15 protein-coding genes are annotated in these 12,613 nt (G+C 43.9%); 1 reads left to right on the forward strand and 14 read right to left on the reverse strand.

The window, feature by feature from the left end; all coding sequences use genetic code 11:
- Positions 1 to 8 precede the first annotated feature (8 nt).
- From DW121_RS09005 to DW121_RS09045, 10 genes are all read right to left on the reverse strand, one after another.
- Positions 9 to 284 (reverse strand): hypothetical protein, encoded by a 276-nt coding sequence (locus tag DW121_RS09005; RefSeq protein WP_118323600.1) that lies wholly within the window; start codon positions 282 to 284, stop codon positions 9 to 11.
- A gap of 50 nt (positions 285 to 334) precedes the next feature.
- Entirely contained in the window at positions 335 to 697 is a 363-nt protein-coding gene (locus tag DW121_RS09010) for a hypothetical protein (protein ID WP_118323691.1), read from the reverse strand.
- 34 nt (positions 698 to 731) lie between these two features.
- A complete protein-coding gene (locus DW121_RS09015) occupies positions 732 to 1,223 on the reverse strand; it encodes a methyltransferase domain-containing protein (protein WP_118323601.1) in 492 nt (163 codons plus the stop codon).
- Positions 1,224 to 1,235: 12 nt separating this feature from the next.
- Complete coding sequence (locus DW121_RS15600) at positions 1,236 to 1,403, reverse strand: hypothetical protein (RefSeq protein WP_158573922.1); 168 nt, start codon at positions 1,401 to 1,403, stop codon at positions 1,236 to 1,238.
- 17 nt (positions 1,404 to 1,420) lie between these two features.
- On the reverse strand, positions 1,421 to 1,651 hold the full coding sequence (locus tag DW121_RS09020; RefSeq protein WP_118323602.1) for a hypothetical protein: 231 nt from the start codon (positions 1,649 to 1,651) through the stop codon (positions 1,421 to 1,423).
- A gap of 13 nt (positions 1,652 to 1,664) precedes the next feature.
- Entirely contained in the window at positions 1,665 to 1,898 is a 234-nt protein-coding gene (locus DW121_RS09025) for a hypothetical protein (protein WP_118323603.1), read from the reverse strand.
- A gap of 143 nt (positions 1,899 to 2,041) precedes the next feature.
- A complete protein-coding gene (locus DW121_RS09030; protein WP_118323604.1) occupies positions 2,042 to 2,407 on the reverse strand; it encodes a hypothetical protein in 366 nt (121 codons plus the stop codon).
- Positions 2,408 to 2,410: 3 nt separating this feature from the next.
- On the reverse strand, positions 2,411 to 2,632 hold the full coding sequence (locus DW121_RS09035; protein WP_118323605.1) for a hypothetical protein: 222 nt from the start codon (positions 2,630 to 2,632) through the stop codon (positions 2,411 to 2,413).
- A 20-nt stretch (positions 2,633 to 2,652) separates the two neighbouring features.
- The gene (locus DW121_RS09040) at positions 2,653 to 3,003 is read right to left on the reverse strand and encodes a helix-turn-helix transcriptional regulator (protein WP_118323606.1); all 351 of its coding nucleotides are present in this window, start codon (positions 3,001 to 3,003) and stop codon (positions 2,653 to 2,655) included.
- A gap of 4 nt (positions 3,004 to 3,007) precedes the next feature.
- Positions 3,008 to 3,277 (reverse strand): hypothetical protein, encoded by a 270-nt coding sequence (locus DW121_RS09045; RefSeq protein WP_118323607.1) that lies wholly within the window; start codon positions 3,275 to 3,277, stop codon positions 3,008 to 3,010.
- A gap of 97 nt (positions 3,278 to 3,374) precedes the next feature.
- On the opposite strand from DW121_RS09045, the gene DW121_RS09050 reads away from it, so the two are divergent.
- The gene (locus DW121_RS09050; protein WP_118323608.1) at positions 3,375 to 3,770 is read left to right on the forward strand and encodes a hypothetical protein; all 396 of its coding nucleotides are present in this window, start codon (positions 3,375 to 3,377) and stop codon (positions 3,768 to 3,770) included.
- 235 nt (positions 3,771 to 4,005) lie between these two features.
- Here DW121_RS09050 and DW121_RS09055 read toward each other — a convergent pair whose 3' ends face one another.
- The 4 genes from DW121_RS09055 to DW121_RS09070 all read right to left on the reverse strand — a co-directional run bounded on the left by DW121_RS09055 (position 4,006) and on the right by DW121_RS09070 (position 12,590).
- Positions 4,006 to 5,619, reverse strand: coding sequence for a DUF5060 domain-containing protein (locus tag DW121_RS09055; protein WP_118323692.1), 1,614 nt, complete (start codon positions 5,617 to 5,619; stop codon positions 4,006 to 4,008).
- 22 nt (positions 5,620 to 5,641) lie between these two features.
- Entirely contained in the window at positions 5,642 to 8,848 is a 3,207-nt protein-coding gene (locus DW121_RS09060; RefSeq protein ID WP_118323609.1) for a DUF4450 domain-containing protein, read from the reverse strand.
- A gap of 195 nt (positions 8,849 to 9,043) precedes the next feature.
- On the reverse strand, positions 9,044 to 11,191 hold the full coding sequence (locus DW121_RS09065) for a hypothetical protein (RefSeq protein WP_118323610.1): 2,148 nt from the start codon (positions 11,189 to 11,191) through the stop codon (positions 9,044 to 9,046).
- A 106-nt stretch (positions 11,192 to 11,297) separates the two neighbouring features.
- On the reverse strand, positions 11,298 to 12,590 hold the full coding sequence (locus DW121_RS09070; RefSeq protein ID WP_118323611.1) for a polysaccharide lyase family 1 protein: 1,293 nt from the start codon (positions 12,588 to 12,590) through the stop codon (positions 11,298 to 11,300).
- Positions 12,591 to 12,613: the final 23 nt, after the last annotated feature.

The following is a 12,613-nucleotide window of genomic DNA, read 5'->3' on the forward strand; positions in this document are numbered from 1 at the left end:
TTCGGGTACTACCTTCTAAGGATGACAGTACCTTGTTCTTCGATATAATAGCTATGTATGCCATATGCGGCCAATTCTTCGATTGCAGCACCCACACATTTCATAAAGAGGTCATAATTCTTCGGATGTACCTCATCGAGCACTCGAAAGACATAACCCGGCCGCATATCATACAGCATAAGCCATACCTTGTCATAGTATTTTGCCAGTTCATCCCAGCCTATAGAATCCGCATACCGTCTCATCCAAGCATTGTCATCGGAAATGTGTTGAAGTAAGTTCATGGCAATTTGGGTTTAATTCGGTACAAAGGAAATCGTTGTGAAAAAAGTTATCAAGGACGATTATTTTGACTTTTAAAGCCCTCAAGTAACAGTTCTGCCATCAATACATTAATACCATGATGTTCTTTGAGATTTTCCGGATGCCGACCTGTCATTTTCATACTCAACTGTTCTTCCTTGTAGTCTCTATCAACGTCAAAGACTATCTCCTGCCCGTCATCGTTCCTGAAGGTGATATGGCAATGTTCCACCATGCCGCCCAGTTCTGAAGCATCCAACCACAAGTCAGCCTGTTTGCTCGTCTTCAGATGACAGTACCGATGTACTTTTCCACCTTTTCTAATTAACTCCACTTCGATGATTGTCGCTATTTCATTTGTCCGCAGTATGCGTACTTTCTGACCTTTTTTCATTGATATTTCTTTTTTATTCATTACTTTATAGTTTTTAGTCAATTGGTAATTTCATAAAGCACATCCATATCGTCTTGCTTTGTCTTCCTGTAGTGTGACCAAATAGCGGCTTATAAGGAATAAGAGACAATACCTCAATAGCTTTTATCTCGCTTTCGTTCCACTTAAATACCAATGTTCCATTGGGCTTTAGAACACGCATACACTCATCGAAGCCTTTTTTAATTACTTCCCGCCAATTAGTGGGAAGTTTACCGTATTTCTTTGCCATCCACGATGTTTCGCCAAGTGTTTTAAGGTGCGGTGGGTCAAATACTACCATATAGAAAGAATTATCCTCAAATGGCAAATTAGTGAAATCTGCTATAACATCGGGGGTTACTTCTATGGTTCTAATCTTATCTCTATCCTTGGCCGTGACGGTTTCGCTACGCTTATCTATGAATAAAGTGTTCGGATTATGCTTGTCGAACCAAAACATCCGGCTACCGCAACAAGCATCTAATATGATTTTCGTTTCATTCATTTTTTTATTGTTTTACTCTAAATCTTCATCGTCTATATCAGCTAAATCAAGCTCATATTGAGCTTCACCTTCTGCGTATTCGCACATGGTAATAACGTCAGTTGCTGTAACGCCATCGCCCCATTTTGTTACTATTGACCCTCTATCTGAATCAAGAGTGATTGTTAAAGTCTTCTTCATTTTTATACTGATTTGAATTACTCCCCTTCTGATAATTTCTTCCCGCAAAATGGGCAGAAAAGATAAGCAATGGATATAGTACTTTCTGTTTTATTGAATGTACCATCTTTTTTCTTTTTCCGGTAAGTTGCTTCAATTACTGGTTTCTTCTCAAAATAAGGCATAGCATACATATAGTTCAAGGACGCTTGCGGATCGCCAGTCTTTTCTCTTAGACTCGCTTCTACTTTTTCAAAACAGTCACACATAGTTATTTATTTTTTATTGTTTAAATGATTCCTTTACTTTCTTCAATGCTTCTATTAGGTTATCCACCTGTTCCTCTGTGAAGAAGTCCACATATGCTTCCGAACAATCTTCAAAAGGTTCATCGCCAGTATCGTATATATGCATTTGAGCACTGGACGGGAACATTATGCTCTCGGATTTTATATAACCCAATAACGCTATGTGTTTGGCATATCCAACACGTACTATTTCTGTTACTTCTTTCATATCTAATTAGTTATACGTCAATCTCCAATTATTGTACGGATAGCATATGTCTGCTTTCCCTTGAAATCAGAGAAGTTTATTAAAGATTGTTTATAGTAAAGTGCAAGGGCTACCTTACGAAACCTTTCATAGTTCCTTATTCATTACATTACAAAACTTATACAGCTATATACTCCATCTTCCGGCATTCCTCCAAAGTCAACCCTGATACACAATTCTCCGCAAATGACAAAAGGCTTGCCGCTCATTACCTTGCCATAGGTACCATAATGTTCGTGAAAGACTTCTGAACCCGGTTTCATCGAGTCCAATGCTTTCTTCATTTTCTCGGAAGTGTAAACGGTTATCCATCTGTTGGAATAATTGTAATAAAGCAGTCCGGTGCCAAGCGAGTCACACATCTTCAAGACAGTTTCTTCTACCTGCTGTCGGCTGAAGACAACACTGGTCTGCAGCTTCTGTACTTTAACGTCCGGAAATTTCTTTTTGAATGTTATTTTTGTCACCATAAATCAACTCATTATTACTACAGCATTGACAGCTCTGGTTATTACCTCATTAATGCAATCCTCATCCAGTTCTTCATACTCCAGTAATACATCCACTTGCGTATCTCCATTGTCATCTATATATCTGGAACCAATTTCAACATTCACCGGGACAGCCTCTTCATGTACAATTTCCGTAAAGTAGGAAAGTACCTTGTTGTGCATTGTTAAATTTTCGCGTATCATACCAATAAATATTTAAAGAATTATACAATTTCTTTTAAACGTACATAAACTTCGGTTTTAGTCCTTCTTGATCGATTGCGACAATAAGTATCTCCAGATGTAAAATCATTGAAAACCACTAAAATGAGTAAGGCAACCGCACCAATGGTACGTTTTAGAGGAGACAATTCAAAGCTGATATTGAAATGTGTACAGAACCACCAGGCAGACAATTCATTAATCTTGCCAATATGAAGTTTTTGATATATCTTACGAAGAATATTATCCACTGTATAACGAGAAATCCCAAGGTCACAAGCCACTTCTTTTTGGGAAGCTCCCCAAGCTATACGTTCTGCAATCTGTGCTTCCCGTTCTGATAATGCAGTCATACCATCATATTTTTTGATTCTCCGGAACAATATCCCAAATATCAGTTACTCCATATTTCTGAAGAATAGTAGTGATAACTTCATACTTTGACATGGAAATATCTACAATACCATTATTAAGCAAATGGGAGAAATAGGTGTAACGCGTAATATTCAATGCAGACATTAAAATTTGGCGAACCTCATCTTTCTGACCTATGGTCACTTGCCGATAGCCTTTTTTAAAATAATAGCGTTTTTTCGCTATTGCAGGAGTTTCGATTTCTTTGTACATTTGTTTCGTGTGATTTGAATTACAATGCAAATATGAATGATATATAGTTTAAAAACAAGTAAAATATGAATTATATATTATTCAATTAACTTTTATTATGGATACAGAACAAAAGTCATCAGCTGTTCGAGATAGATTAATTGCTCTTTGCGAGGCATTAGAGTTATCACGGCGTGAGTTTTCCATCAGTATAGGTCGTACATCAACTTATGTAACAAGTTTAAATAATGATATAACCTCAGGAGTTCTGAACGATATATTAATCACATATCCTCAAGTCAATATTATGTGGCTTATCACAGGAAAAGGAGAAAAGTTCATAACTCCTGATCCCACAGATGCCCTTTTTCAACATCTAAAAGAAGAAAACAAAGAATTAAAAATAAGAAATGAAGAATTAAACCGTGAGATTGGCAGGTTACAAGAACAACTCAAAGAAACTAAAAAAGATGTCCCCAAGGAAAACGATGCGAAATGTGCCACTGCAAGCTAATTAAGTTTGGAGAAACGGAATATATAATACCTAAATATTAATACTACATATAAGTCTACTTGGGACGAAATCGGGACATACTCAATGTGTAATCAACAAATCAACATATTATCATTTACTAATAACCAGCTCTTTGGCGAAACAGATACGTGCACAATAACTCGCCTCATTCCGACGCTGCAAAGAAAAGAAAAAGCCACTGTAAAACAGTGGCTTTTTTCATTTATAACACATCCTACTCATCCAATGCCGTTACGCGTAGCATCAGATACGGCAGCAATGGCAAACGGACTTTCCCGTAATTCACATCATAGTGTCTGTAATCTATCGTCTTCCCTACTTCAAACGTACGGGGATATTCAGTAACGGTCATATTCCATGTATCAATGATTTCCACTTTATATTTAGTACCGGATTTCACTTTTTGACAGGAAGCGTTCTTTGCCGGAAGGTTAAACAACCATTCATCTTGCATCTGCCTGCCGAAATAAATCAGATAATAATTATCTCCTGCTGTGGCTGTCCGATGGTCGCGGCTGACATCTGCCAACTGTAACGGTTGCGGCAATGAGTTCAGCAAACTACGGGTAAAAACAATACGCTTCCACGATTCACCGCGCCACTCTCCTCCTTTTGCCCAAAAAATTGTGTCCATACTGCCCTCATTCCACTGGTAACATTCTCCATGTGTGACGTACGTACCCGCTATTAAGCCTTGCCAAATGCGGTGAAGCATTTCCGGTCCGCTCAAACGTCCCCAACGGGAAGACAAATTGCCTTCGTAACATACTTCATCAAAAACAACCGGCTTACGATAGATATTCCGAACGATAGAAGCCCGTCCAAAGTCCTCTACCGGAGCTTCATCCTGGATACTGGCATGTGTCAGTTCCTCCATCCAATAAGGAAAATAGGTTGCCGTACTTCCATGAATAGAGCACAAATGCCGATAAGGGTCTGACGCAACGACAATCCGTATCAAAGCTTTCCAATCCTTTTCCGTTTTAGATGCAACATAGTCATATTCGTTCGCCAATGACCACCATACATTACTAAAAGAAGAAAGCCGCGCTACCAGATACTTGACATACGCCACATTCGTTTCCATCGGCATACTGTCGAATCCCCAACGCCCCTTGTCATACGGATGAAACAGAATTAAGTCCGCCTCAATGCCCAAATTCTTCAAGTCACCTATACGCTTCTCCAAATGGCGGAAAAAGGCAGGATTGAAACGTGTAAAGTCGAACACCGGTTTCCCCGCAGAATATTTTGCAACAAGAAAAGGATAGATTTCCGGTTCTTCTTTGCAAAGTCCGTAGTTCTTCGGAAATACACACATCCGCAGTTTATTGAATCCTGCTTTCTCCAATGACAACAACGTTTTTTCTTGTACAGGTTGCGGCATATGAATCCACGCATAAGCGGTAGTACCCAATGGATAATAAACCATGCCGTCGGCATACATAAAATTATGTGTATCTTTCACTCTCACCGGGCCATGATTACCCGTTGGGGCAGCGACACATTTTAAATTTCCTTTCTTTCCTGCAAGAGAGGGGAGATTGCTTTTCGTGGCATAATGCCACACTCCCGGCATAGCCGGCATGAAACGGATAATATAGCGTCCGTCACCATCATAGAACCCCTGTACGCTAACTGTATCTCCCTCTTGCTGCCAAAAGTCAGCATACAGGCTGACATCACTGAAAGGATTTCCTTCGGCACTGCCATGCAGCACCACTTCAAATCGTTCCCACTGCGAAACTTTCTTCTCCTGTGCACTAAGTTGCCAAACGGAAACGGACATACACACTATGCACCAAACAAGTCTTTTAATATGTTTCATAGTCTTCATTAATAATTGAGCTTCACCGTTGAAGAGTAACCCCCATTATACCGATTACCACTTCATTGGAAAGAGTCTCCAATACAAGATGTGAAAGTTTTTTCTTAGCATTCAACGGCATCTCCAACAATACGGCAGCACCACCGTCCACTTCACGGGACACTCCGGTAAAACCAAGTTCCTCACCGAAGTTATTACTTAATTCACCGGTCTTCAGCCGCAATCGATAGAGAGACGGAACATGACGGTTAAAAGCCTTTCCGTCTTCAAAGAATATTTGTTCGATAGGCGGCCAGTTGTCAGGGTTAACCAAAGGCAAAGTATCGCAAGTACCGTCTTCGTAATATACGCGAATTACACCGTTATCAATATGGCACTGCATATGATTAGTACTGCCTGCCATCAAGAGATAAGCACAAGACGCTTTACCCTTCAGAGGTACTCGCAGACTGTCCGGATAGTTGTCCCAAAGAGAGGTGAAAGCAATGTTATACCCCTCGGCAGGAGAGCTGAAAGGGATTCCGAGCTTTGTCTCCAACAGTCCTTTACGTACAGCGGCACGCAAACCTGAATCATCAATATCGGCGGTTTTCAACGGATGGCACCACTCTCCTATGCCTTGTTTCGGCAACTGCAACGTAGTGTACGGAGAACGGGGCGACAGATATTCATTGCGGAAAATATCCGTTACATTCGCATTGAACACCTTCTGCATATCAACAGGAGTACATTTAGCTGAGTTGACAGCTTTGAAATTACCTGCCGGAACCGGCTTTTTACAGTCATCGGCTCCCGGCTGTTCCACCGGTGCCCACCACTTCATCTGTCCCTGCTCCATAGCGATAAAACTGACCGGACCTGCTTTCCGAACGCGTTCGGCAGAGTAAGTATCAACAGAAGCAGGAGCTGCAAGCAACTCTCCTTCCCAATCAATCCGAATTGCCACTTCCTCGCCGGAAGAAGCGGGGACAGAAACAGCAAGCATAGGCCGACCCACAGAATTCTCAACCAACCGCCACGCAGCACTCTGTCCATTCACAGTCAGACGAGCTACGGCAGAACGGCGTGCCGGGAATTGCAGTTCCAGATTCCTTACGGCAGGCAGGCGGTGAGTAATGGCATAAAGCGAACAATCGCGGGAAGAGTACTTACTTGTAGCCGCTTCACCTGCCTTAAAATCAAAGTCAATATCCGGTGTATGCAACGAGGCGTACTCCCAATCTTTCGGAAAGCCGGGTTTTATCAGCAGGCGAGCGTTCAAAGCATCAGGCAAAATACCATAAAGACCTTGAATCAATGCGCGGGAAGCCACCCCGATAGGATCGCCAAAATCACGGTAACATTCCCCTCGGGCAGCATCATAGAAACTTATCTGCCCGAAATTACCCGGACTTTCGCCCAAGTACATACCGTCGAGTACAGAGCTTTTCAACAACTTGAAACCGGCCTCGCTACGTCCCGCCTGAAAATAAGCAAGTGACGTATGCATCACCTCGGCAAAAGCCACATTATTGATACTCCATGAATAGGGCATCCAGTCAGTAGTAGCCACAGTGGCATACTCTCCGGCATTAATGTCAGAATCATCCGAAGTAGTAACCGGGATATGAGGTATCTCACGATCTACATAACGAGTGGCGAGATATGCCTGAAACGGATCTGCCACATCACTGTCGAGAGCATGATAAATAGTCCACACCGCAGCGTCTTCATGCAGGCGGCGATGTCCCATGAAGTCCTGAAATTCTGCCCAATGTCCCTTCTCCGGCAACCAAAGACGAGTATTGAGCGCTTTCAGTATTTTGTCGGCTTCTTCCCGATAAGGTGTAGGGTCTTCACCTATTTTCTCGGCAATCACAGCAGCCAACCTATTGCCACGGTAGTTGTAGGCAGAACTGTGCGTGACAGCCCCGCTATTATAATATAGCGCATCGCTTGCCCAAATACAGGCATAAGCATCGTAAAGGCCATCGTTGTCAGGATCGAAATTACGCTTCTCCCAAGCAAGATGCAATGTCAGCAAGGGCCACATACGGCGGGCATAGTCAAGGTCTCCCGTCCAGTTGAAGTGCCATAACAACTCGTCTATGTAACAGAGATTCATGTCATAATGATGCATCTGATTATTACGGCGGGGATTACGGCAAATATATCCGTTACTGTATTGCAGTGTCCCCCATATCTTGGCCGAGCGTGCAAGCGCAAGGGTCGAATCTTGTGCCGGATGCGGAATTGTATTAGGAACTTCGGTAACTTGACTGGCGGCATAATTATCAAAATGAGTACGTGCCCGATCATGCCATCCCAACACATCGCCGACATAAGCAGCACGCCAGCCACTCAGTGGCATACGCCAGCCAACAGCCCCATGCAGCCATACGCCCTCTTCTCCCCAAATGCCATCGGCAGCAACGGCAAGCGCACCGCCAAGCGTATTGAAATAAGGATCGGGAGTAGTAATCTTGATACGCCCGGCAAGTTCGCGACAGGCATTCCGGAGAGCGAGATACTGTGTATCACCATCCGGCACTTCCTTCAATTCGTTATGAGAGATACTGACATACAAAGGTTTGTCGGACGAAATGCTGCACTTCAATGTCTGCAATACCGTACCGTCTTCTGCCGGCTCGAAACTCCCGGGTGGGTCTGCCCCCATATCTCCGTTACGAAACAGTTTTTTCTGACGAATCGGTGAGTTCAACACCTCCAGTTCGCTACCGGCAGGCAATTTGCCGGAAAACTTCCACATAGCCATTTCTTCCGTAAGGCTCGCCAATACGGAAACCTCCAGACAGGAATTCTCTCCCCATGCCTTATCTTTTAGAAGGTAAGTACGGCTACCCGGATTATAGCGCGCCTCACACCAAGCGGTCTCTTCCAGCGGCGTAACCGTCCCGTCCGGCAAGTGAAGGCGAAAACGGATATTACGACTGTCATTCTTGACGTAAGTAGCAAATATCGGACGGTCGCTGGTCTCCAAACGCCATGCCGTGTGGCTGCCATAGAGCGCCCGGGTATAACGGTTCTTACCGTTGACACAGACAAAGTCCTCACCGGACGGCAAATATTGCAACGTACGGGGAGCTCCCCGCTTATGGTCATTGTAGGACGTTGATTCTATCAAATCTCCCGCTTTCTTCGGCGTTTTAGACGAAGAGACATATTGCGCGTAAGAACCCAAAGGGAAGAATGCGGTAAAAATAATTGCTAAAATAGAAGTACGATTCATAAAGCTCGTTGATTTCAAAAGATGAGAGTATAGCTTAGGGTATCTCAGTATACGACTAAGATACCCTCACTATACGACTGAGACAGGCTCAGTCGTATAGTGAGGGTACCCCCTCTTACAGGGTATTCTGAGAGGGTATGGTAAAAGAAGTTTTCTATCAGGCATACATAATAATATTTATGTACAGACAGAAGATTACGGCATCGGTTTCAATCCTTCCCAACGTACATCCCACGTACCGTCTTGCGGAAAGCCGGGATTCTTCACATCGCAACCGTCCCAACCGGCACACATCAGTGCTACGGCAGTCAGCAAACCGCCATTACCCGGCAGGTAACAACGCAGACGCCCGTCCTGATAGTTGTGTCCGTTGAGCAGGTAAGTATTAGTACGCTTATCCATCAGCAAAGCACCTACGGCCTTTTCGGGTTCACCCAAACGAGTAGCATTCATAGCAGTCATCGGGTAGTCCCACCCCCATGTCTTGCCCCAGTTCCAGTTATCCCAAACCCAATGAAGAGTATTTTTCATATAGTCGGCGCGTATCAATTTGTTCATCGGCAAGATGCCCACAGAACCAAGTACCGCCATATGGTCACTGGTGAAACGGATATCCTTATAAGTATCCACAGCATTTTCAGCTGCCAAATAGAGGCTGTCTTCATTATAAGCCAGCGGAGAGAGCTTGTCAATCATTTCATCCCATTCCAGATCACGTTTCTCACCGGCACGTTCACGCCATTGCTGGGCTACATTCATTGCATAATGCCAGTAAGAAAGCTCGAACGGCGGATTGATAGTAGTAGCGGCACGCAATGTCTCCTGTGCAGGAATAGCACCTTTCAGGATAAAACGGCCATGAGAATCATCGTAAGTGGCGAAAGAATACATAAACTTCGCCGTTTCCTGTACCAGATGGTTATATTTCTTAATTACCTCATCCGAAGGATTGGCACGGTACACGAGTTCTGCCAAATAAATAAAATGCGGCTGCTGCCAAATCAAGAAACTTCCGACATTAGAAGGCGCTTCTGTTCCACTGGGGTCAGTCATCTTCATCCAGCGAACCCCGTCGAAGCCTTGACGACGAGCTATCTCACGGGCAACGGGCTCTACCGTCTCATACCAGCCCAATGTGCGGTCCAGTAATTCAGGATGTCCCCAAAGTGCCTGCCAAGACTGGTGCCACCATATCATTTCAAGGTGGAATTTACCAAACCACGAGTTATACGTCAACCCGGTTTCTTGTGGCGGCACACTGCCTGCAGACTGAATGGCAAGCAGGTACTGGCTTAGTACGACACGACGTTCCAATTCTTTGGCGCGCGGGTCGGTGCAATGTGAGAAGTCTACAGCCGCACCGTTCTTCCAAAAGCTGTTCCAATAGCTGTTGCTGGCAGCCATAGTCTCAGCAAAGGCGGGCAAGGATTCGGCTGTTGAGTAGACAGGAGGTTCACTTTCAAATATGGTTCCGGGAAAATCAGACGTAAACTTACAAGAGAACGCCAGCTTGTCTTCCGCCGGTGTCAGCACAAAATAATTTTTGGATTTCTCTTTGAGAGAAGCTTTCCCCTCCCAGTGCAATGACACATAGTAAGTAGTAGCATCAAGCGTACGTTTGAAGACAGCGCTTTGTGCATTCTCAAAAACAATATCTGTTGTGTGTTTGTCATTGGCGTCCCAATTACAGGCATCATCGGCATGAGCGCCTGTGGGATACGGGAAATGCAGTTTCACCCCTGTATGTGCCGGGCTGGTGATGCAAGCGGAAATCATATCCAACGTTGGATGGCATACAGTCTGCACATCAAAAGAGTTACCCTTCAATGTGAAACGGCTATTAATGACACCATTCCACATATCCAGTGTCTGGGCAATATCAGTAATATCGGCAATCTTCACATCGTCACCCAGTTCCAGTCCCACAATACCCAAATGCAGGCGATGCGGGTTCATGCGATACCAGTTAGCAGCTTCCTTCTGTCGTCCGTCTTCTTTGAACTGGCAGGCATATATTTCCTTATGTCCGCGACCGAAGTCATGTTCCTTTAAATACTCTTCCGACTTATAGTGGTTAGGGTTACCGAAACTGTGCCATCCCCATTGGCTCTGTGTACCCAATGGCACACCTTTCTTATATGCTAACGGGAAAGTCTGAAGACCGGTAGCATCGACCGTAAAGGCAAACTCACCGTTACCTACCGAAAGTGATGCCAAAGAATCAAACGAAGATACCTGAGGATTATTGCGGGCAACCAACGCCTCGCGATCTATTGGTGCCTGCTTTTCCGAACCACAAGCTGCCAGAACGACTGCAAGCAGAGAATAAAATAGTTTTTTCATGGTATTTTTAATGTATGTAATATATTTGGTTTCGCACAGAGACAAAGATAAGGCTTCTCTGCCAAACTGATTCTGTTTGGTTTGGCAGAAATGCTAAGAAAAATGATTATCGATTAAGCAAAAGCCCATTCAGATAAATTTCAATATTAGTATAATTCTTATCCAACGTATAGGAAGAAGCATCAGAGGCATCATTCATATTCAACCCGTATCGGTGCTCCCATACGTCAGGCATTCCGTCGGCGTCAGTATCACATAAAGGCTTTCCAGTCTTCAGTACAGGCCATCCACCCACCTCTTTCTGAGAGTTGATAATTCCCTTTATACCGAACGTTCCAATCCCTTTTTTCACTTGGCGTAGTACTTCTTTATCATACGTATCACGCGAGAAGCTGCACCCGACCTCCTTTAATACCCTACGATAGGCCACCACCGGTATATCTTCATTGATGGGTTCATAAGGAAAGGGGGTATCAACCAGACAAGAAAATTTATCCGTCACCGCACAATGATTGTCACGAGTCACAGTATCATCTCCTTCCATTACGTTTCCTGCCACATAGTAGCGACCGGTACCGTCTTCTGCCACATCAAGTAAACGATGATGCTGAGAAGCTGGCCCCGGCTTATAATAATTGCCAACCATATTTATCTCACCATGATGTCCACCACCATATGCGGTTTTAAATCCCCAGTTATACACCACATTATTACGATAATCCACCCATTTTGTTCCATCTACAGAAGAAAACCGAGGGTTACGACTTGCATGATTTGCCAACAAGTTATGATGGAATGTGGCCTTATACCCTCCCCAAATACCACCAAATCCATGACTACCCTTTGTATGAACCGATGTATTCAAACTATGGGAGACAAGGCACCATTGTACTGTAAGATTTTCTGTCTTGTAGATAGAAAGGCATTCGTCTATACTCCAACTTGTAGAAATATGATCCAAAATCACGTTCTTCTGTCCGTAACGTCCTCCCCCCAAACCGTCGCTGTCCAAACGATGACGGTCTCCTACTCTGACTCGGATATAACGAACAATCACATTACTTGCATTCACTACCAACGGGTAGTCCTTCAGGCAAATACCATCACCAGGTGCAGATTGCCCGGCTATGGTAATACTATCATTATTGATACGAAGCGGAGATTTCAATTCAATAGTCCCGTCCACGGCGAAAACCACAATACGAGGTCCTTTCTGTTCCACCGCATCACGGAAGCTACCTACGCCATTATCATTCAAGTTTGTAACTATAAGTACGCGACCTCCGCGTCCACCAGCGGTATATTTGCCATACCCCTCGGCACCGGGAAAGGCTATGGACTGTGCTTGGGCATAAGTAATCACTCCCAGTAGGCAGAAAAAAGAAAATATGTTTTTCATATAAGAAGAAATATTAATAAAAG

This window comes from Bacteroides sp. AM10-21B, assembly GCF_003472565.1.
GTDB classification, from domain to species: Bacteria; Bacteroidota; Bacteroidia; order Bacteroidales; family Bacteroidaceae; genus Bacteroides; species Bacteroides propionicigenes.